General features: G+C 54.5%; 21 protein-coding genes, 1 tRNA gene and 2 pseudogenes. 20 read left to right on the plus strand and 4 right to left on the minus strand.

Annotation, left to right across the window (positions count from 1 at the left end):
- Window positions 1-4 precede the first annotated feature (4 nt).
- The gene (gene rpmB, locus ACQ86N_RS20405) at window positions 5-241 is read right to left on the minus strand and encodes a 50S ribosomal protein L28 (protein WP_431216720.1); all 237 of its coding nucleotides are present in this window, start codon (window positions 239-241) and stop codon (window positions 5-7) included.
- A gap of 170 nt (window positions 242-411) precedes the next feature.
- Window positions 412-2265: a pyrroloquinoline quinone-dependent dehydrogenase gene (locus tag ACQ86N_RS20410; protein WP_431216721.1), complete on the minus strand. Its 1854-nt coding sequence runs from the start codon at window positions 2263-2265 to the stop codon at window positions 412-414.
- Window positions 2266-2416: 151 nt separating this feature from the next.
- On the opposite strand from ACQ86N_RS20410, the gene ACQ86N_RS20415 reads away from it, so the two are divergent.
- From ACQ86N_RS20415 to ACQ86N_RS20490, 16 genes and pseudogenes are all read left to right on the plus strand, one after another.
- Window positions 2417-3535, plus strand: coding sequence for a hypothetical protein (locus ACQ86N_RS20415; protein WP_431216722.1), 1119 nt, complete (start codon window positions 2417-2419; stop codon window positions 3533-3535).
- A complete protein-coding gene (locus ACQ86N_RS20420; protein ID WP_431217516.1) occupies window positions 3520-4587 on the plus strand; it encodes a phospholipase D-like domain-containing protein in 1068 nt (355 codons plus the stop codon). Before ACQ86N_RS20415 ends, ACQ86N_RS20420 begins: the two co-directional genes overlap by 16 nt.
- 1 nt (window position 4588) lies before the next feature.
- The gene (locus tag ACQ86N_RS20425) at window positions 4589-5560 is read left to right on the plus strand and encodes an exopolyphosphatase (RefSeq protein ID WP_431216723.1); all 972 of its coding nucleotides are present in this window, start codon (window positions 4589-4591) and stop codon (window positions 5558-5560) included.
- Window positions 5539-6000 (plus strand): 3-methyl-2-oxobutanoate hydroxymethyltransferase, encoded by a 462-nt coding sequence (locus tag ACQ86N_RS20430; RefSeq protein ID WP_431216724.1) that lies wholly within the window; start codon window positions 5539-5541, stop codon window positions 5998-6000. The genes ACQ86N_RS20425 and ACQ86N_RS20430 overlap by 22 nt, the downstream gene beginning before the upstream one ends.
- Window positions 5963-6354, plus strand: a pseudogene (locus ACQ86N_RS20435) (3-methyl-2-oxobutanoate hydroxymethyltransferase). Before ACQ86N_RS20430 ends, ACQ86N_RS20435 begins: the two are co-directional and overlap by 38 nt.
- 183 nt (window positions 6355-6537) lie before the next feature.
- A complete protein-coding gene (locus ACQ86N_RS20440; protein ID WP_431216725.1) occupies window positions 6538-6876 on the plus strand; it encodes a hypothetical protein in 339 nt (112 codons plus the stop codon).
- A 137-nt stretch (window positions 6877-7013) separates the two neighbouring features.
- Window positions 7014-7577, plus strand: coding sequence for a sensor histidine kinase (locus tag ACQ86N_RS20445; protein ID WP_431217517.1), 564 nt, complete (start codon window positions 7014-7016; stop codon window positions 7575-7577).
- Window positions 7577-8275: a LytR/AlgR family response regulator transcription factor gene (locus ACQ86N_RS20450; RefSeq protein WP_431216726.1), complete on the plus strand. Its 699-nt coding sequence runs from the start codon at window positions 7577-7579 to the stop codon at window positions 8273-8275. Before ACQ86N_RS20445 ends, ACQ86N_RS20450 begins: the two co-directional genes overlap by 1 nt.
- Window positions 8276-8779: 504 nt before the next feature.
- Complete coding sequence (locus ACQ86N_RS20455; protein ID WP_431216727.1) at window positions 8780-9658, plus strand: aldehyde dehydrogenase family protein; 879 nt, start codon at window positions 8780-8782, stop codon at window positions 9656-9658.
- Between the two features lie 101 nt (window positions 9659-9759).
- The gene (locus ACQ86N_RS20460; protein WP_431216728.1) at window positions 9760-10080 is read left to right on the plus strand and encodes an aldehyde dehydrogenase family protein; all 321 of its coding nucleotides are present in this window, start codon (window positions 9760-9762) and stop codon (window positions 10078-10080) included.
- Between the two features lie 71 nt (window positions 10081-10151).
- Complete coding sequence (locus tag ACQ86N_RS20465; protein ID WP_431216729.1) at window positions 10152-11642, plus strand: OmpA family protein; 1491 nt, start codon at window positions 10152-10154, stop codon at window positions 11640-11642.
- Between the two features lie 237 nt (window positions 11643-11879).
- Window positions 11880-12638: a hypothetical protein gene (locus ACQ86N_RS20470; protein WP_431216730.1), complete on the plus strand. Its 759-nt coding sequence runs from the start codon at window positions 11880-11882 to the stop codon at window positions 12636-12638.
- A 76-nt stretch (window positions 12639-12714) separates the two neighbouring features.
- On the plus strand, window positions 12715-13521 hold the full coding sequence (locus ACQ86N_RS20475; RefSeq protein ID WP_431217518.1) for a S8 family serine peptidase: 807 nt from the start codon (window positions 12715-12717) through the stop codon (window positions 13519-13521).
- A 104-nt stretch (window positions 13522-13625) separates the two neighbouring features.
- Window positions 13626-14135, plus strand: a complete 510-nt coding sequence (locus tag ACQ86N_RS20480) for a DinB family protein (RefSeq protein WP_431216731.1) — start codon at window positions 13626-13628, stop codon at window positions 14133-14135.
- A 22-nt stretch (window positions 14136-14157) separates the two neighbouring features.
- Window positions 14158-14670, plus strand: coding sequence for an MFS transporter (locus ACQ86N_RS20485; protein WP_431216732.1), 513 nt, complete (start codon window positions 14158-14160; stop codon window positions 14668-14670).
- Window positions 14637-15323 carry an MFS transporter gene (locus tag ACQ86N_RS20490; RefSeq protein ID WP_431216733.1) on the plus strand — a complete coding sequence of 229 codons (687 nt, stop codon included), beginning with the start codon at window positions 14637-14639 and terminating at the stop codon, window positions 15321-15323. Before ACQ86N_RS20485 ends, ACQ86N_RS20490 begins: the two co-directional genes overlap by 34 nt.
- A 124-nt stretch (window positions 15324-15447) precedes the next feature.
- Here ACQ86N_RS20490 and ACQ86N_RS20495 read toward each other — a convergent pair whose 3' ends face one another.
- Together ACQ86N_RS20495 and ACQ86N_RS20500 are read right to left on the minus strand one after the other, a co-directional pair.
- On the minus strand, window positions 15448-16833 hold the full coding sequence (locus ACQ86N_RS20495; protein ID WP_431216734.1) for a carboxy terminal-processing peptidase: 1386 nt from the start codon (window positions 16831-16833) through the stop codon (window positions 15448-15450).
- Window positions 16830-17620: pseudogene (locus tag ACQ86N_RS20500) on the minus strand (hypothetical protein). Before ACQ86N_RS20500 ends, ACQ86N_RS20495 begins: the two are co-directional and overlap by 4 nt.
- Window positions 17621-17922: 302 nt before the next feature.
- Here ACQ86N_RS20500 and ACQ86N_RS20505 point away from each other — a divergent pair.
- The 4 genes from ACQ86N_RS20505 (at window position 17923) to ACQ86N_RS20520 (ending at window position 21547) form a co-directional block, all read left to right on the plus strand.
- Window positions 17923-17996 (plus strand) — tRNA-His (locus tag ACQ86N_RS20505).
- A 53-nt stretch (window positions 17997-18049) separates the two neighbouring features.
- Entirely contained in the window at window positions 18050-18664 is a 615-nt protein-coding gene (locus ACQ86N_RS20510) for a DUF445 domain-containing protein (protein ID WP_431216735.1), read from the plus strand.
- A gap of 134 nt (window positions 18665-18798) precedes the next feature.
- The gene (locus ACQ86N_RS20515; RefSeq protein WP_431216736.1) at window positions 18799-20727 is read left to right on the plus strand and encodes an outer membrane beta-barrel protein; all 1929 of its coding nucleotides are present in this window, start codon (window positions 18799-18801) and stop codon (window positions 20725-20727) included.
- Window positions 20708-21547, plus strand: a complete 840-nt coding sequence (locus tag ACQ86N_RS20520; RefSeq protein WP_431217519.1) for an outer membrane beta-barrel family protein — start codon at window positions 20708-20710, stop codon at window positions 21545-21547. Before ACQ86N_RS20515 ends, ACQ86N_RS20520 begins: the two co-directional genes overlap by 20 nt.
- Window positions 21548-21609 lie beyond the last annotated feature (62 nt).

A 21609-nucleotide genomic window follows, 5' to 3' on the forward strand; every position in this document is an offset into this window, starting at 1 on the left:
TTTTTTAAATCTTTTCGCCCTGCGCTCTTAATTGTTTAACAACGCTATACAGACCGTTTTTGTTGATTGTGCGCAGTCCTTCGCTGGAGACCTTCAGTGTAACCCACTTGTCTTCTTCAGCCAGGAAAAAACGCTTGGTCTGCAAATTGGGTAAGAATCTGCGTTTTGTCTTTATATTAGAGTGCGAAACCCTATTCCCGGAAACCGGAACCTTACCCGTAATCTGACATACTCGTGCCATTGTCTCAAAATTTAGGACTGCAAAAGTCGGAAAAATTCAGGAATTAGCAAAGATAAAGGACTTTTTTTCACAAGTTTTGTTCACAGCTGTGGACAACCCCTACGGCAAGGCGTATGCCACCACAAAATCCCCCAGCTTCGTCTTCAGCCTCCCGTGTCCCCCCGCCGCGATCACCACGTACTGCTTCCCGTCCAGCGAATAAGACATCGGCGTAGCCTGCCCCCTGCGGGCAACTCCTGCTCCCAGAGGATAGCCCCCGTCCGGCTGTCAAACGCCCGGAAATACCCATCCCTGCTCGCAGCGACAAAAACCAGCCCTCCCCCCGTCACGATAGCCCCTCCGAAATTGACCGATCCCCATTTCTTTGCCTCCGGCCACCGGGCAGGATCGAGCATAAAACCCAGCGGCACTTCCCATTTCTTATCCCCGCTGCGGAGGTCTACAGCCACCAGCGTCCCCCACGGCGGCTTGGTCTGCATGATCAGCCCCCGCTGGTCGGCCTTGAAAAGATAGTCCCTTTTCATGACGTAAGGAGTTCCTTCCTGTCTCCCCGTCTCCGCCCGCAGCGCCGCCGCATCCGCCCGTTCGACCTCGTCCACCTTATCCCGGGGCAGCATCCGGATCACGGCCGCGACCCTGTTGATATTTGTATATAGCATTCCCGTCTCCGGATCATAGCACATCCCGCTCCAGTTGATGCCCCCTACGTTGCCCGGCGCCATGACCGACCCTTCGAAGCTCGGCGGAGTAAACGGCCCCTCGTAGCGGAATTGCCCAATTCGTCGTTCGGCCTCGGCCTTGTCCTCCGGCGTCGGGCCCCGGGCGTCCGCCCTGCTGAGGCTCTGCATACCCAGCGGCGCCGGCTTCACGGGGAATGGCTGCGTCGGCCAGGCCTCTTCTCCTTTCACCGTCGACACCGGTACCTTTCTTTCTTCGACAGGGAACAATGAAACTCCCGTCTCCCTGTTCAGTACATATATAAAGCCCATCTTGGTACCCACCACAACGGCCGCGACCTTGCGCCCCTGGCGCTGGAGGTCGACCAGTACCGGCTGGGCCGCGATATCGAAATCCCATATATCGTGGTGTACCACCTGGAAACGCCAGACGAGCTTCCCCGTCGACGCGCGCAGCGCTACCAGTGAGTTGGCATTGGTATTCTTCCCGAGCCGCTCTCCTCCGTAATAATCAGGACTGGGACAGGTGGTCGGCACAAACACCAGTGTCCCGGGGGCGTCTACAGAAAGAGTGATCCAGGCATTGGCGCCTCCCGTCTCGTGGGCCTTTGGGCCGATCCAGTCGGCATAGGCGCTGTCTGACGGATCGGACGGAATCGGATCCCAGCTCCAGACCAGGTTCCCGCTGTGCACGTCGTAGGCGCGGATCAGCCCATGCGGGTAGTTGAACTGCTGGTTGTCTCCAAGAGAAGACCCCACGATCACAAGATCGCCAGCCACCGTAGGTGGAGACGTCTCTGAAACGTCACCGTACCCGCCCGAACCAACCCGCAGATCCACCACACCTTCCCGGCCAAAATACACTGCCGGCTGGCCATTGCGCGCATTTACAGCGATCAGCCTCCCGTCGAGCGTGCCCTCGAAGATCAGTTCCGCTTCCCCGGCCCCTGCCGGCCACGCCGCCACGCCCCGGCTGCTGCCTTCGTTGAAACCGCCCCTCATGTTCATGCCGGGATCATAGACCCAGCGCTCCTTTCCGCTGGCGGCGTCAACGGCGAAGACCCGCGCACTCGGCGTGTTGAAATAGAGCGTACGGCCACGCAGTATCGGCGTGGTCTCGAATGCCGCCTTGTCCGTGAAGCCGGTGCCTTCATACTTTTTCAGTTCGCCCGTCCGGTAAGTCCAGGCCGGCTTCAGCTTCGCCACATTAGCGGTATTGATCTGCTTCAGTCCCGTATACCTTGTACCTCCGGCGTCCTGCCCGTAACAGGGCCACCCGCCATCCTGCGCCACCCCCTGGGCTGTTACGAGCAGACCGGCGAAAACCACCAATTGTTTGTATTGCATATGCTGTTTTTTTCAAACCTATGCCTTCCTTTCAGAGGCGCGTAATTTACTTGACCACAGTCCAACATCGGGTGACGAATAGCGATCTTAATTAATAATTACTTAATTTTCCGTTCCCTTTTGCCGTTCTACTTTGCGCAAAACGGGAAATATGACAGAAACAACCGAACAGATGAGAAGAAAAACCATTCCTCGCGATATCAGCTGGCTTTCCTTTAACGCACGCGTCCTGCAGGAAGCTGCCGACCCTACTGTCCCCCTTCGCGAAAGACTCCGTTTCCTCGGCATATTCTCCAACAATCAGGACGAATTTTTTCGGGTACGCGTGGCCACGCTGCGCCGCATGAGCGAATTGAGCGGTAGCCGTTCGAAGATGAACATGCACATGGAGCAATCTCCCGACAAGATCCTCAACGAGATCCAGTCCATCGTCCTCCAGCAGGGCGAAGCCTTCGACGCCATCTGGCGCGGCATTCGCGACGAGATGGAAAAAGAGAACATCTTTATCGTCTCCGAACAGCAGCTCAACGAAACCCAGCAACAATTTATACAAAACTATTTTGAAGAGGAAGTCCGGACCAATACGATCCCGCTGATGGTGGAAAGCATCCCTCAGTTTCCTTTTCTCCGCGACAAATCGCTCTACCTGGGCGTTGTCCTTTCCCGAAAGGACGGCAGCATGAAAAGGAAGTTCGCCATCATCGAGATCCCCAGCAGGGTGCTCGGACGCTTTGTCCTGCTGCCCTCCCCCGCCCCCAACGAACACCATATCATCCTACTGGAAGACATCATCCGGTATAACCTCCGCAATATCTTCGCGTACTTTGGCTACGATACCTACAACGCCTGGGTGTTCAAGGTTACGCGCGACGCGGAGATCGATATCGACAACGACATCTCGACAACACTGGTCTCGAAGATAGAGAAAGGGCTGAAGAACCGCCGCAAGGGAAAGCCTGTCCGTTTCGTCTACGACGAAGAGATGGACAAGGGCCTGCTCGACTATTTATTGAAGAGGCTCAACCTTTCGAAGAAGAGTGGAAATCTCATTCCAGGCGGACGCATCCACAATTTCCGTCACTTTATGGACTTCCCGGATGTTTTCCCCAAGAAAGGTCAGCGGCGGAGGTCCTTTACGCACCCCGCGCTGCAGCATACACCCCGCGTCACTGACGTGATACAGGAACAGGACGTAATGCTCCACTCCCCTACCATTCCTTCAACCCAGTCATCGATCTGCTGCGCGAGGCGGCCATCGACCCCAACGTAACGACGATCAAGATCACCGGCTACCGGCTGGCGTCCAATTCGAAGATCATCAATGCGCTGATCAACGCCGTCCGCAATGGCAAACACGTCACGGTGATGCTCGAGCTGCGCGCCCGCTTTGACGAAGAGGCGAACCTGGAGTGGAAGGAAAGGCTGGAAGACGAAGGCGTAAAGGTCCTGATCGGCATCCCCAACGTGAAGATCCACGCCAAGCTTTGCCTCATCAAGAAAAGGATCAACAATTTCACCATACACTATGGCTTTGTCAGCACGGGCAACATGAACGAAAAGACGGCCCGGGTATACGGCGACCACTGTCTGCTGACCTCCAACCGCCACGTCATGGCCGACGTCAACCGTATTTTCAACTACCTTGAGACCTATAAGGAAGGCACGGGTCCCCTGAAAGCCTGCAAGACCCTCATCCCCTGCCCCACTAACCTCCGCCGCGAGCTGGTGAAAATGATCGCCCGCGAGACGAAGTTCGCGCGGGAAAAACAGCCGGCAGCCATTACCCTCAAGATGAACTCCATCTCCGACGAGGACCTGATCGAAAAGCTCTACGAGGCCGCTAAAGCCGGCGTTCGCGTCCAGCTGATCGTCCGGGGTATTTTCTGTATGTTCACGGAGAACAGCAAGTTCATCATACCCGTAAAAGCGATCAGCATCGTTGACGAATACCTCGAACACGCGCGCGTCCTGATCTTTCACAACGGCGGAAACGAAAAAACTTACATATCTTCGGCCGACTGGATGGTGCGCAACCTCGACCACCGCGTCGAAGCGACCTGTCCGGTACTCGATGAGAACATCCGGCAGGAACTGAAGGAGATCCTGGACATCCAGCTCTCCGATAACGTCAAGGCCCGCTGGCTGGACAACGAGCTGCAAAACAAATACAAGCGGGACGACCAGGAGACGAAGGTCAGGTCCCAGATAGATATCTATAATTATTTGTACCAGAAAGCCATGCCCGCAGAAGAAGGAGCCGCAGCGGTCTCCACGGCAGCAGCGGTTGTAGTAGGAGAGGGGCTGGCTTACCTGAAATCATAAAATGAAAATGCGACTGGCAGCCATCGACATCGGAAGCAATGCGGCAAGACTACTGATCTCCGACGTCTCGGTCAACAATGAAGGAAAGACAGAGTTCAATAAGATCAACCTCGTACGCGTACCCCTGCGCCTTGGCTTTGACGTATTTGAAACAAAGACGATCTCTCCGGAAAAGACTGAGATGATCATCCATACGATCAAGGCCTACAAGCACCTGATCGAAGCCTACAACGTCGAACACGTCAAGGCGGCGGCGACCTCGGCAATGCGCGACGCCCTGAACGCCCGCGAGATCATCGACCGCGTAAAGGAAGAGACCGGAATCAACATCGAGGTCATCAGCGGCGGCAGCGAAGCCTCCCTCATCTACGAGAACCATATCGCGGAAAATCTGGACAAGGACCATGCCTACCTCTATATCGACGTAGGTGGCGGCAGCACCGAACTCACCTTCTTCGCCAACAGCAAGCTCGTCTTCTCCTCTTCCTTCAATATCGGCACCATCCGCCTCCTGAAACACCAGGTATCCGACGGCCAGTGGGACACCATGAAGGATTTTATCAAAAGGGAGACCCGCAGCTATTTCAACAATATCATCGCCATAGGATCGGGCGGCAATATCAACAAGATCTTCTCGATCTCGAAAAGAAAGGAGGGCAAGTCCCTGCATATCGAGCTGCTGAAGGACTACTACAAGGAGTTCGCCAGCTTCACGCTGGAAGACCGGATGCGGCTCTACAAGCTGCGTGAAGACCGTGCAGACGTCATCGTACCCGCCCTGCAGATCTACGTCAACACCATGCGCTGGGCCAATGCCCAGGAGATCTATGTGCCCAAGATCGGCCTCGCCGACGGGCTCATCCAGCACCTGTACGCGGATCTGAAAAAAGGGAGTGGAAGTCTGACGAATTGTCGGCGCCAAATGGTACCTTGTCCCCCAAATTTTCGACGATGTCAGTACACAACGAAGTAAAAAAAGTAACGACCCATGCTCTGCAGCGGATGAAGCAGCACGGCGAGAAGATCTCCATGATCACCGCCTATGACTATTCCTTCGCCCGCATCTTCGACGGAGCAGGCATCGACATCATCCTGGTCGGCGATTCCGCTTCCAATGTCATGGCGGGCCACGAGACCACCCTCCCCATCACCCTCGACCAGATGATCTACCACGCCTCTTCAGTCGTGAGGGGCGTAAACCGGGCCTTCGTCGTGGTCGACCTGCCCTTCGGCTCCTACCAGTCCAACTCCAAGGAAGCCCTGGCCTCCGCTATCCGGATCATGAAGGAGACCGGCGCCCACGGGATAAAAGTGGAAGGCGGGGAAGAGATCCTCGGAATCCGTCAAACGCATACTCGCCGCTGGCATCCCCGTCATGGGTCATCTCGGCCTCACCCCCCAGTCCATCTATAAATTTGGCACCTATACGGTCAGGGCCCGCGAAGAGGCCGAAGCCGACAAACTCAAGAAGGATGCCCGCCTCCTGGAAGAGGCTGGAGCATTTGGCCTCGTCCTCGAAAAATCCCCGCAGCGCTGGGTAAGGAGGTCTCCCAGACCCTCACCATCCCCACCATCGGCATCGGCGCCGGCAAATACTGCGACGGCCAGGTGCTGGTCATGCACGACCTGCTGGGCATCAACACCGAATTCCAGCCCCGGTTCCTCCGCCGGTACCTCCGGCTGCACGAAGAGATCACCGGAGCGATCCAGCGGTATATAAAAGACGTCAAGTCAAACGATTTCCCCAACGAGCAGGAGCAGTATTAAGATGTGGGACAAAAATTCTGCGTTAAATATGATCTTTTGTCCCAAACCATAATGTCTGCGCACTTCGTGTGCGAACCGGACTGTGTCCGGTTCCGGAAAAATTCACCGATATATAGGTTTGATTCATCTATTTATCCATCTTCCTCCCTCCAAATATGATAATAAAGGATAATTTTAGGGGCTGTGAAGAAATTAACCGTACAGATCATTATCCATATCGCAGCCTGGATGTGTTTCCTGATGCTGCCTTTTGCATTTTATCCCCGACCGCAGGGTGACTCTTTTTTCGAGATGAAGAGCATCACGCCCTATTTTGTCGTGAATACCCTCTTCATCATTGCCTTCTACTATGTAAATATCTATCTGATCATACCCCGGCTGCTCAACGAGAAGAAGTTCGCGGCCTATAGCCTGCTGATCTTCGGACTGCTCGTCGTCTATAGCTGTATGCCCCGCATCTATCACGCGCTGTTCGGCCCCATCTTCCCCAACCAGCCCCGCACCCCGGCCCGCCAAGGGTAAGACCGCTGATCTCCGCGGGAAATCTGGCAGTATTCCTGCTGGTATTCGTCTTCAGCACCGGCATCAAGGTCATCAGCCAGTGGCTAAGGTCGGAGGAACGCGCCAAAGAGATCGCCAACGAGAAGCTGAAGACAGAACTGTCCTTCCTGAAAGCCCAGATCAATCCGCACTTCCTGTTCAATACGCTGAACAATATCTACGCGCTCGCCTCGGCCCAGTCCGAACATACCGCCACCGCCGTCCTCAAACTATCCAGCATCATGCGCTATGTACTGACGGAAGCCCGCAACGACATGGTGCCGCTGGAAAAAGAGATCCTATTCACCCGGCACTATATCGAGCTGCAGAAGATACGGCTGACCGACAGGACGATCGTCGACTTCGAGCTGAACGGCAACCCCGAAGGCAAGCAGATCGCGCCCCTGCTGCTGCTCCCCTTCGTCGAGAACGCTTTCAAATATGGCATCAGCACCCGCGAGCGATCCCCTATCCGGATCGAATTGGATATTAATCAGGAATGGTTGTACTTTCGTATCTGCAATCAGAAACACATCAACACGGCCCTGAAAGCATCCGATAATACAGGCATCGGCATCAACAACACCCGCCGCCGCCTCGACCTTTACTATGAAGACAGATATCAACTGAATATTGACGACAAGGCTGGAGAATTCTCCGTTCACCTAAAAATCCCGGTGTAATGTTAACCTGCATAGCCATCGATGACGAGCCCCCGGCACTCGAAGTACTGAAGAAATACATTGCCAAGATCTATTTCCTCGAGCTCAAAGGCGTCTATACCGACCCCTTCGAAGCGCAAAAGGTAATGGAAACGGCCCCCGTAGATATCCTTTTCCTCGATATACAGATGCCCGATATCAACGGTATCGAGTTCTCCCGTATCGTCAACAAGCGAAACACGGCCGTGGTCTTTACCACCGCCTTCAGCGAATACGCCGTGGAAGGCTTCAACGTCGACGCCATCGACTACCTCCTCAAGCCCATCGAATACGACCGCTTCCTCAAGGCCGTCTACAAGGCAAAAGAATACGTCGACTATCTCACCAGTCAGGAGCTGCAGGAAGGATATATCTTCGTAAAATCAGACTACCAGATGGTCAAGGTGAACCTGAAAGAGATCCTCTATATCGAAGGCCTCGACGACTATATCAAGATCTATTTGCCGGGCAAAGCCATCCTCACGCTGATGACGCTGAAAACGATCGCTCAAAAGCTGCCCGCGCGGGAGTTCATCCGCGCCCACCGCAGCTATATCGTCCCTATCAGCAAGATCGAGCACATCAGCAAGAGCAAGATAAAGATCGGCGATAAAGAGATACCCATTGGCGTTAGTTACAGCGAGAGTTTTTTCGCGGCCATGGAGAACAAGCTGAGCTAGTGGACAGCTCTACCCCCATATTCGCTGCACAGGCATGGTCATAAAATTCACCTAAAATTCGGCTCCATTCACCGAAGGACGGAGCATTTAACAAAATCCCAACCCCACTCCCACGCAACCCGGCCTCTCCCTTTTGCGTATTACCTAATGCCGGTAAGGTAGATACCGGTATAGGACCAGTTTTTTCATAGTAGATTTTAAGTTAAGGTTGAGGCCACTTGGTTAGTGGTTAGTTTTTTCCTATCTTGCCTGCGATACAAAAATCGCAGGCAATTTTATGGAATTCCTCCATCAACTGAATATCCTCACAGAAAACACCGGTACTTCCACCGGCGGAAACTGGCTCCCTTCCCGCGGCGCCACGATAGAATCGTTCTCACCCGTCGACGGCCAACGCATTGCGACCGTCAGTTGCACAGACAAAGATGGATACGAGGCCGTTGTCACCGCGGCGCAGAAGGCTTTTTGGAATGGAGGACTCGGCCCGCGCCGCGGCGCGGCGAAGTGGTCCGGCAGATCGGAGAGGCCCTTCGTTATCACAAGCCCGCCCTTGGCCGCCTGGTCTCCTACGAGATGGGCAAAAGCCTGCAGGAGGGATATGGAGAAGTCCAGGAAATGATCGATATCTGCGATTTCGCCGTCGGCCTCTCCGGGCAACTGCACGGTCTGACGATGCACAGCGAACGCCCCGCCCACCGCATGTACGAACAGTGGCATCCGCTTGGCGTGGTGGGCATCATCTCGGCCTTCAATTTTCCCGTCGCGGTTTGGAGCTGGAACAGCATGATCGCATGGGTTTGCGGCAATACCTGCGTCTGGAAACCTTCCGAAAAGACGCCGCTCTGTGCGCTCGCGTGCCAGTCCATCGTGGCCTCCGTTTTCGCTGCCAACAAAGTACCCGAAGGCGTCAGCGGGCTCGTTACCGGTGGACGGGATATCGGGGAATGGCTCGCCTCCGACACCCGGATCCCGCTGGTTTCCGCCACGGGCTCGACGCGCATGGGCAAAGCGGTCGGTACCGCAGTAGCCTCCCGCCTTGGCAAGGCCCTGCTCGAACTGGGAGGTAACAACGCCATCATCATTTCCCGCGATGCAGACCTCGACATCGCTATTCCCGGAGCCGTATTCGGCGCCGTGGGCACGGCCGGACAACGATGCACCACCACCCGCCGGCTCATCATCCACGACGATATCTACGACAAGGTAAAAGACAGACTCAGCACGGTCTACCGGCAGCTGCGCATCGGCGACCCACTGGACGAGAATAACCATGTAGGACCACTTATCGACAAAGACGCCGTCAACAGCTACCTCCAGGGCCATCGCAGCAGGCAAACAGCAGGGTTGCCGTTTCGTTGTGGAAGGCGAAGTGCTCGGCGGTGACGGCTATGAAAGCGGCTGCTATGTCCGCCCCTGTATCGCCGAGGCGGACGCATCCTATCCGATCGTTAGCCGAGGAAACCTTCGCGCCCATACTTTATCTGATGCGCTACAAGACGCTCGAAGACGCCATCGATATCCAGAACGATGTACCGCAAGGGCTATCATCCGCCATCATGACCCTCAATCTCCGGGAAGCAGAACGATTCCTCTCGGCGGCCGGCAGCGACTGCGGCATCGCCAATGTCAATATCGGCACTTCAGGGGCGGAGATCGGCGGCGCCTTTGGGGGCGAGAAAGAGACGGGCGGCGGAAGGGAGAGCGGCAGCGACGCCTGGAAGGCCTATATGCGCAGGCAGACAAATACGATCAACTATTCTACCCAATTGCCTCTGGCTCAGGGAATAAAATTTAATATCGAATAGCCGCCGGCAGCCGGAAGACACAAAATAATGTCTCGGATTACACGTTATAGCGCGATAGATCCCGATATACCATGAACGCCGGCTTCCATTTACTTTCTGCTGTCCTCAAAAGAAGGGTATTCCTATTGTTGTTTGCCATCGGCTGCGGCGCGCACCTGCAAGCTCAGGTGAGACTGGGCATAATGGGAGGCATACACTCCTCTAAAGTTTTGGAAACCAACAATATACCGGGATGGGACACCTCTGCGAAGCCATTCCTGACCAACCGTACCGGTTTCCAGCTCGGGATCATGGTGGAAATGCCCATCGGACAGTCGGGTCTTTTCTTCCAGCCCGCCCTCTACTATATCACCAAGGGAAGAAGATATAACAAGACCTACGACTCCGTCGCCAGCCTCATCACAGATACGATCTACAGCAAACAAACCCTCAACCTCAACTACGTCGAGATACCGCTGAACCTGACCTATAAATTCCCCCTTACTGCTAGCCATAAGAACAACTTTATCCTAAGCGCCGGCCCCTACGTCAGCTTCATCTATTCCGGAAGCAACATCAAAAACGAAAGCCTCAGCGCAAGCACGCATAAATACAAAAGCGAGTCCGACCCTGTCACTATCGGCAAGGGGGCGGATACCTACCGGACGCTCGACCTCGGTATCAACGGACGCGCGGGATTCGAGCTCGGCAACGTCTTGCTCAGCGCCTATTTCAGCCAGGGGCTGACCAGCTTTTATACGGCCAACTATCCCGGCAATTTTCACAACCAGGTGATCGGCGCCTCCGTCGGCATCTGGCTGACCTCTTCAGGTCCGAAGCCGGCGCAAAAGAAAAAGGACACGGATAAAGACGGCGTCACGGATGACCAGGACCTCTGTCCCCTGGTACCCGGCAAGGCGGCATGGCACGGCTGCCCCGTCCCCGACAGCGACCACGACGGCGTTGACGACGAGCACGACTCCTGTAAGACTATCGCCGGAGTTGCGCGCTATAATGGCTGCCCCGTTCCCGACACCGACCACGACGGCGTCGACGACGAACACGACTCCTGTAAGAACCTCGCCGGTTTCGCCCGCTACAACGGCTGCCCGATCCCCGACAGGGACGGGGACGGCATCAACGACGAAGAAGACAAATGCCCCGACAGCGCCGGCACGGCGGAGAACCACGGCTGCCCTGTCGTAAAAGAGATCAAAAAAGAAGCGACCGATCAGATCAACTATATCGCACACAACATCCTGTTCACCTCGGCCAGCGACCACCTGACCGACAGTTCCTACACCGCGCTCAGCCAACTGGCCGATATTCTGCGCACACATCCCGAATGGCACCTGGCAGTCGAAGGCTATACCGACAACTCCGGTATCGCCGCGAAAAACCTCGTGCTTTCGCAAAAACGTGCTGATGCGGTCAGGAACTACCTCATCGCCAAAGGTATTGACGGATCCAGACTGTCGGCTACCGGATTCGGTCAGGAAAAACCCATTACAGATAACCGCACACCCAAAGGCAGGGCTATCAACCGGCGGGTAGAGCTTAAGCTCGGTCTGGCAAACCGGTAATTTGGTCCGAACCCCTTCCAGTCAGGGACCGATCGGTAATTTTAACATCTTAATAAGGCCATTCCTGTAATTTACAGGCGGTCGTGGAACAGGTTTTTATTATTTTACAGGATTAAACTTTGCTACACATGCCCGCACGGGTCGTGATTGCTTAAAATTCAAACTAAACAGAAACAAATGATTTGTCGCTTGAAAGGATTGCTCGGTGTGCTACTCATTGGATGTTTGCCTCTAACCATGTTTGCCCAGGGTACCTCCGTTAAAACTGAACTGCCGAAAGGCTGGCACCTGCTGGACAAGGAAAAAGACGGATTCTACGGTATCAGCGTCAATAAAGCCTACGAATTTGCCAAAACCAGGAAACTGAAGAGCAAGACGGTGCTGGTCGCCGTTATCGACTCCGGTGTAGATACGCTTCACGAAGACCTGAAAGACATCATCTGGACCAATCCCAAAGAGATCCCGGGCAACGGCATCGACGACGACAACAACGGGTATGTCGACGATATCCACGGCTGGAACTTCATCGGCGGCAAAGACGGCCGCAACGTCAAGGACGACTCGCAGGAAGAGGCCCGGGTCTACTATGATTTCAAGGAAAAGTTTGGCAGCCCCGATCTGGACACCGCGGCCCTCAGCCCCGACGACAAGGACAACTATCATATGTGGCTAAAAGCCCGCAAATCCATCATGGGAGACGCGGAGCCCGCGATCGATATGGTGATGCTGCACAACGCGCTGGAAGCCTCTATCAAGAGCGACAGCATCCTCAGCCAGTCCATGGGCAGGACAGAATACACCGGCAACGACCTGGATACTTTCCAGACCCGCACCTCGGAAAGCAAAAAGAGCCAAGGCCTGGCTTCTTTATATGTTCAAGGTCAACAAGATCATGGACATGACCAACAAGGATTTTATTTCCGACCTGACCGAAGAGGTCGACCGGGAAGAGAAAAAGGCAGCTGTCAAGACCTCCGCGCCGAAGGACAATCGTAAGGAGATCGTCCAGGACAACGAGGGAGACCTCAATGACCGTTACTACGGCAACAACGACGTCATGGCCGGAGACCCCATGCACGGTACACACGTCACCGGTATCATCGGCGCCGAAAGGGGCAATGGCATCGGGATGGACGGCGTGGCCGATAACGTAAAGATCATGATGATCCGCGCGGTACCCAACGGAGATGAACACGACAAGGACATCGCCAACGCCATCCGATATGCAGTCGACAACGGCGCGAAAGTCATCAACATGAGTTTTGGAAAGAACCTGTCGCCCGAAAAATCCTGGGTAGACTCGGCCGTTAAATACGCGGAGAGCAAGGGCGTCCTTCTCATCCACGCCGCAGGCAATGACGCGGCCGACGTAGACACGACCGATAATTTCCCCAATCCCGACTTCCGCCATTCCAGCTATGTCGCCTCCAACTGGATCACCGTCGGCGCCAGCAGCGACCCTCTGGCAGAACCGGGTTTTGAAAGCTATACCGCCTCTTTCTCTAACTATGGCAAGAAAGAAGTGGACGTCTTTGCTCCGGGAACCCGAATCTATTCTTCCCTCCCTGGCGGTAATAAATACGGGAATCTTCAGGGGACCAGCATGGCCGCACCCGTCGTCACCGGCGTAGCCGCACTACTCCTCGAATATTACCCCAATCTTACCCCGCAACAGGTGAAATTCTGTATCGAAAAATCGGCCATCCACCTGACCACCAAGGTTAAGAGACCCGGTTCCGAAGATCATCAGGTCAACATGACGGACCTCTCCACATCCGGCGGCATTATCAACGCCTACGCGGCGCTGAAGCTCGCCTCGACGCTGACCACGGCGGCGCCGAAGCCCACGAAATCATCGTTGAAAAAGACAAAGGATTAATGCTTATATCCAATGAATTTAATGTCCGCCAAAAGGAATTTGGCGGAGGAAATGGCCGGGAAACCGGCCATTTTTTTTATTTTTAGTTCCACAAACACCAACGCATGATTCCCAAGTCAGCACTTATCCCGGCAGAATTCTACCAGAGCTATATCAACATGATCAAAGAAGTAGACTTTCGCGAGGCGATTCGGAAGAACACAAAACAATTCCGCAAGCTCACGGAGAACATACCCCGCAAAAAATTTGACTACGCCTATGCGGAGGGCAAATGGACCATCCGGGAAATGCTGCAGCATATCATCGACGCCGAAAGGGTCTTTAGCTATCGCGCCCTCACTTTTTCCCGGAAGGACGCCTCACCCCTACCCGGCTTTGACGAAAACTCCTGGGCCGTCCAGGCCGGAGGCAGCAACCGTCGCTGGAAAGACCTGCTGGAAGAGTTCGCATCCGTCAGGGAAGCCACGCAATACCTGTACGACTCGCTTTCCGACGAGCAGCTGACCTTTGCCGGTCAGGCCAGCGGTCGTCCCCTCAACGGCTATACGCTCGGGTTTATCATCCCCGGACACGTAGCCCATCATATACGCATCCTTCAGGAGAGATATCTCTAGGCCGCCCTTACAAATCGTAGAAATGAATTTCTTTGAGTCTTTACCGATGCGGCGGGTTCATCGGATCGCGGTGAGTTCGTTCTTTTTCCTGGCAGGACTTTGCTTTTCCAGCTGGGGCTCCCGCATACCCTCTATTCAGCAAAAATTTCAGCTCAACAACCGCGACCTCGGCTTCATCCTGCTAGCCCTGCCCTCAGGCCTTATCGCCTCCCTGCCCCTTGCGGGCTGGCTCGTGGCAAGAATGGGAAGCCGTCCAGTCACCATCATCGCCGCTGCCTGTTATGCCTGTACGCTGCCCGTGATTGGCGGAGTGCCCGAGGTCTGGCAGCTGGTAGTCTGCCTTTTCTTCTTCGGCATGGGCGGCAACCTGCTGAACATCTCCATCAACACCCAGGCCATCGGTACGGAGTCGCTGTACGGACGGACCATCATGGCTTCCTATCACGGACTGTGGAGCCTGGGGGATTCTCGGGCTCCTTCCTGGGCGGCGTATTTATCGGCATGTCCTGGCTGCCCCGGCAGCATTTTCTCGTGATCATGACCCTGTCCCTGCTGGGAATCATTATTACGGCGCCGCGGCTGGTACCCAAAGACGAGTTTGCCACGAGCAACCAACCCATCTTTGTCAGGCCTGACCGTTCACTGATAACGCTGGGGATAATCGCCTTTTGCTCGATGATGTGCGAAGGTTCGATGTTCGACTGGAGCAATGTCTATTTTCTTAAGGTAGTCCACCCGCCAAAAGCGCTGCTCGGGCTCGGGCTGACGGCATTTATGTCGACCATGGCTTCCGGCAGGTTCCTTGGAGACGCCCTGACCACCCGCTGGGGGATGAAGACCATCCTGCAGTTCAGCGGACTATTCACCGCGGCAGGATTGCTGACGGCCGTCTGCTTTCCTTATGTTCCGACGGCCACAATTGGATTCATGCTGGTGGGCGCCGGCGTATCGTCCGTCGTCCCGCTGGTGTATAGCGCCGCCGGAAGATCGAAGATCCTGTCGCCGGGTGTCGCCATCGCCGCCGTTTCAACCTTTGGATATACGGGATTCCTGTTCGGCCCGGTGTTCATCGGCTTTATTGCACAGGTGTACAACCTGCGTGTTTCGCTGGCATTCATCGCTCTTCTCGCGCTGGCCGTGATCTATTTAGCTACAAAATTGCGGGAATTGGACTCCGACAAAAAATAGTCCAATTCCCGCAAACCACTAATGTCTGAGAACTTCATCGAACCGCTTCCAGCGGTTCCAAATGTAAATGGGCGCCCGAATCATCAGATTCACGCGCCCATTTACCAATAAATTTCTTTATCGCCTATTTGTTATACACCAGATTCTTCTGGACGATCATATCATCCAGCACATTCACTGCTTCGCCTAACCACACATCGCTTTTCCTTTCTTTGAGCCAGGCCTGGAAACGGTCACCCTTGAGCTTGTCCTCGTCGTATTTATGCGCGTCCTGGGGCAAAGACTGTACGTTCAGCTCATTGCCGTCCTTCAGCTTGCTCAGCGTCTCGATCTGTTTGTAGGTGTCTTTCAGCTGTTTTTGTTCCAGCCGGTATTTCTGTATGTTCAGCGGATAGACCTTGTCTTTTTCCTTGTTCAGCCAGTCTTCATCCTGACGAATCAGCTGCATAGCGGAATTGTTCTTCAGCCGGTCGGCGCTCATCGCCTTTATGTTGTTGACATCATAGGCATATTTCCAGGGAGTATAGTCTGCCTTTGCGATCTCGTCCCAGGGCAGCGCATCCGGGTTGTCCTTTTCTCTGAACTTGGCGTATTCGTAGATATCGGGATAGATATCGGGAAGAGCGATGTCCGAAACCACGCCGCGCAGCTGCGTCGAACCGCCGCTAATGCGATAGAATTTCTGCAGGGTCAGCTTGATCGTACCCAGTTCGCTGTTCGGGTCGACCATAAAGTTCATCGACTTGTCCAGACCGATATTGCGTTGTACCGTACCCTTACCATAGGTGGAAGTGCTGCCGATGATCACCCCGCGGTGATAGTCCTGGATAGCGGCCGCGAATATCTCGGATGCGGATGCGCTAAGCTCGTTCACCATTACTGCAAAAGGTCCGTCATACAGTACAGATTTATCATGATCGGGCAATACCTGCGACTTGCCGTCGCGATCCCTCACCTGCACGATCGGCCCCTGTTCGACAAAGAACCCGGCCATCTGTACCACGTCGTAAAGAGACCCGCCGCCGTTGTTGCGAAGGTCCAGCACGATACCGTCTACTTTCTGCTCTTTCAGTTTGATTATTTCTTTTGCTACGTCGATGCTACAGCGGCTGCCCTTGGGATTGTCAAAGTCTGCGTAGAACTCCGGCAGATAGATATAGCCGATCTTCCCCTTGCTCGAATTGACGATGGCGCTGCGTGCGAAGGTCAGCTCGTCCTGGACGATCTCGTCGCGTACCAGCGGTACCATCTGGATCGAGCCGTCCGACTTCTTCAGCCAGAGACGAACTTCCGTACCCTTGCTGCCGCGGATGATCTTGATCGCGTCCTCGACAAAATAACCGGTCAGTTCGACGGGCTCCTGGCCACCCTGCGCGACTTTCATGATAACGTCGCCGACGGCGACCTTTCCGGATTTCCATGCGGGACTGCCGGTCACCAGCGAGGTGATCTTGATATTGCCGTCCTCATCCTTGAGGGAAGCGCCGATACCAAAGAAATGGCCGCTCATCTGCTCGTCGAAATACCTTTTTCCACCGGAGGGAAATAGTCAGTATGGGGGTCCATGGACTGGACGATGCTCTGCACGAACATATTGAAGCGGTCGTCGTCACTCATCTTCAGTTTTAAGCGCTCGTAGATGCGGTCCATGATCTTCAGCGAACGGGCCCTCGCATCCTTCTCGAGGTCTTCGTTGCTGCGGGCCACAAAGTCTTTTTTCCCCTTGTTGGCTTCCTGCTGGTCGAGGAGCTCTGAATAGCGTTCGAGCGTCAGGAACTTCAGACGCTTACGCCAGGCTTCCCGGCGGTCCGCTTCGGTACGGGGAATTTCATTTGGTCGAAGTTCTGGTCGAAATCCTCCTCCCTGGTGAACTCGAATGGTTTGGAAAGAATGTCTTTATAGATGGCTTCCGTCTCGGCCAGCCTTTTCTTGTATACTTCAGTAACAGCAGGGACGAACTGCACGTGGGCCGTCCCCAGGATCTCGTCGTCGATGGTCGTGGCATAGCGCGTGTTCAGAGCGTCTACGTCAGCCTGCAGGAACACGTCCTTTTCGGCGTCGACTTCCCCCATATACTTGTCGAATACTTCCTTCGAGAACTTGTCGTCGATGGCCTTGGGGCTGTAGTGAATTTGTTCCAGCATCGTCCCTACATTCAGCAGGATCCTTTCATATTTTGTCGGAGGAGTGCCCCCCAGACCCAGCGTACGGAATGCGACAAACACTCCCCCGCCCAGGATCAGCAGGAGGATGGGCAGATTTCGTTTATTGATCATAATCTTAAGCACTTTTAGCATATCTATTCAAAAATAACGATAAATATAATGGTATGTTGTCGTATAGGTTCAATATTAACACGGTATTACCCAGATTGTGATGGACGGTTTCGGCGGTCAATAAAACGACGCCTCAACCGCCATCCTGCTAATGGACACCGGGCCTGTGGCCCGGTCTGGGTGGACGGTGACGGTCTCTCCGAAAACCGGACCCCATCCGTCATCCGGGTCCAAACGACCCCATCCATTCTTCCCCTCAACAAATTTTTTTCGACAATGTTTTTGAAGGAAATGCAAATTATCTTAATTTCGCGGTTCAAATGGTGGTTGTAGCTCAGTTGGTTAGAGCATCAGATTGTGGTTCTGAGGGTCGTGGGTTCGAGCCCCATCATCCACCCCGCAAAATTCCGAAGGCCCCGACAAAGTCGGGGCCTTCTTATTATCAACAATATGACCAAATTAGCCTGGTGGTTCTATACCATTCCCTTTATTTCCGCGTTTATTCACTGGCTCACCATCTGGATGGCCCTCAAGCTGCTCTTTCATCCCCGCCAGCCCAAAAAGATCCTCGGGTTTACCCTACAGGGCGTCTTTCCGAAAAAACAGCGGCAGATAGCCGAAAGCCTTGGAAAGATCGTCGGCCAGGAACTGCTGTCCTTCGGAGACATCGAGCAGACGATCACCAATCCGGATAACGTTCGGAAGATACTTCCCCTTGCAGAAGAGCATATCGACAATTTTCTGCGTAACAAGCTCAAGGAGAGCATGCCTATGATCGCCATGTTTATTGGCGACAAGACGATCAGCCAGCTGAAGGCCGTCTTTATGCAGGAACTGGAAGAACTCTTCCCCGTCATCATGAAGAACTATGTCGCCAATCTCCGCAACGACCTCGACCTCGAACGCATCGTAGTCGACAAGATCGCTGGATTTTCCAACGACCGCCTGGAAGCGATGCTGAACCAGTTTCTTACCAAAGAATTCCGCTTCGTCGAGGTCATCGGTGCGGCGCTCGGCTTTCTCATCGGCCTGTTGCAGATCATGCTCACCCTGCTGATGAAATAGGATTTCTCCGGTGCTCCTGAGGGTTTTTCTTATTAACCCTACCGTATCTGTTATTTACCGTTTGTATAGAATGAGCAGTCCTGCTAAACGTTTTAAGCTGAATTTTGCAGGCAAAATGGAAATATTATAAACTCATGAGAAACATTTGGCTATTGTTACTGGTTTTGGCGGTGTCACAGGCGGGATTTGCACAAATGCCGGGCGGAGCGGGCGGCAGAAGAGCGGGCGGCGGACAGGTTCCGGCCATCGGCCACTTCTACGGCAAGGTCGTGGATTCCAAGACCGGTAAAGGCATGGACGGAGCTTCGGTTCAGCTGATCCTTAGTAAATTCGATCAGGCCACGAACTCCCGCAAGGATACCGTGATCTCAGGGATGATCACCCATCGCAATGGTGAGTTCAGCCTCGAGAACCTTCCTATCTTCGGGAATTTCCGACTGACCATTTCCGCCATCGGGTATGCCACTTACGATCAGAAAGTAGCTTTCGATCTGAAAGGACTGAGGGGCGCCGGCGGCGCCGCTGCCAACGGCAGCGACGGACAACCCAATATGGACAGGGCCACGGCAGCAGCCAACGCGACCGACAAAGACCTCGGCAATATCAAGCTGAATCCCGACGCCCAGCAGCTCGAGCAGGTGACGGTCACCGCTTCGAAACCACTGATCACCATGGGGGTCGACCGTAAGATCTACAACGTCGAAAAAGACATCTCCGCACAGGGCGGTACCGGAACGGACGTCATGAGGAATGTGCCCTCCGTACAGGTAGACATCGACGGCAACGTCACGCTCCGCAATAGTTCTCCGACTATTTTTGTCGACGGAAGGCCCACTACGCTGACCCTCGACCAGATACCGGCGGACGCTATCCAGAGCGTGGAGATCATCACCAATCCCGGCGCTAAATACGACGCATCCGGAGGTACTTCCGGTATCCTCAATATCGTCCTGAAAAAGAACCGCAAGGCCGGCTACAATGGTAACATCCGGGCAGGTGTCGACCAGCGCGGCAGGATGAACCTCGGCGGCGACATCAACGTCAAACAGGGCAAGGTCAACTTTTTCCTGAGCGGCAACTTCAACCAGCGCAAAAGCATCGCTACGGGCCAGACGGATCGCACCAGCAGCTTTGACGCATTTCCCTCCCTCAACAAATCCGCCTATACCAGCGTCCTCAGCCAAAGCGATAGGAATGTCAACAAAGGCTATTTCGCATTTGGAAGGGGCGGCTTCGACTATCTCATCGACAACCGCAACACGATATCGCTGTCCGGCAATATCGTTCACGGCACATTCGAACCGACGCTCAACAGCAACCTTTCGTCAACCGCAGACTCGCTTGGACAGGCCCCGGACCCAACATTGTTTACCCAGCGGTACTCGACCTCCTCGTCCCATTTCAATAACCACGGCGCCATGCTGAGCTTTAAGCATACCTTCCCCAGATCGGGCGAAGAGATCACGGCCGACGTCAACTACAGCCAGGGCTCCAACGACAACTACAACCTCGTCAAACTGACACCGGGCAGCTGGCAGCAGCAGCAGATCGGCAACGGAGACAACAAATACTTTACCGCCCAGGCTGACTATACGCTGCCACTGGGTGAAAAGTCCAAGTTCGAAGCCGGCGGCCGCATAGCCATCCGCAACAATACCAGCGTCAATACCATCGATACACTGAACGCAAACAACGAGTTCATCGCCAACCAGCTGCTGTCCTCGAACTATACTTTCCGGGACCGTGTTTTTGCCGGCTACCTCACCTATGCCAACGCCATCGGCAATTTTACCTACCAGCTGGGACTGCGCGGAGAAAGCTCCGACTACAAAGGAACCGAGAATTTTACGAATATCGACGCCGGCGGCGTACAGACGCCTGCCATCGGCCATTTCTCCAATAAATTCCCGATCAGCCTTTTCCCCAGCGTATTCCTGACGGAAAAACTGAGCGACGACCAGGACCTTTCGTTCAACTATACCCGCAGGATCGACCGGCCTAATTTCTTTCCAGCTGTTCCCCTTCACCGACTATTCCGACTCTCTGAACCTCAGCCGCGGTAATCCCAATCTGCAGCCGCAGTTCACCAATTCCTTCGAAGCCGGTTATTCGAAGACATACGCAGGCAACAACAGCTTCCTCGCTTCGGTATACTACAAATACACGACCGACCTGATCACCCGCTACCAGGAGACCGGCATCAACCCCGTGACCAAAAACCCGGTGTTCATCAATACCTATATCAACGCCAAGTCCAGCTATGTCGGCGGTATCGAGCTGATCGGACGCAACTCCATCACCAAATGGTGGGACCTGACGAGCAATATCAATATCTTCACATCCCATATCAATACCATCGACACCGGGAAAAACGCGATACCTACGCAGCCCGCGACCTGGTCCTGGTTCGGAAAACTCAACAATAGCTTCAAGCTGACCAAGGCCCTCACCCTGCAGCTGTCCGGAGACTTTACCTCGAAGACGGTACTTCCTCCCGGTGGCAGCGCCAGTAATGGCGGCGGTGGAGGAGGCGGTGGCCGTGGCTTCGGAAACAACAGCAGCGGCAACGCCCAGGGCTATTCGAAACCCACCGGCGGCGTGGACGCGGCCCTTCGCTACGAGTTCCTGAAGAACAGAACGGCTTCGCTGACCCTCAGCGCCAGCGATATCTTCCGCACCCGTGTCAGCGACGTATACACCACGACGACGGGATTTCAGCAGGAATACAACCGCAGAAGGGATCCTCAGTTCTTCCGCCTCCAGTTCAACTGGCGCTTCGGCAAATTCGATATGGCCCTCTTCAAGCGCAAAAATATGAAGGGAGAGAGGGACAGCATGGAAGGGATACAGGGCCAGGGCGGCGGCCCCAGCAGCTCCAACTAAGATATTTCCTATTATAGTCTGTAAAAGGGTCGTCCACACTGGTCGGCCCTTTTTGCTATATT

It is taken from the genome of Puia sp. P3 (assembly GCF_050632245.1).
Taxonomy (GTDB): Bacteria; Bacteroidota; Bacteroidia; order Chitinophagales; family Chitinophagaceae; genus Puia.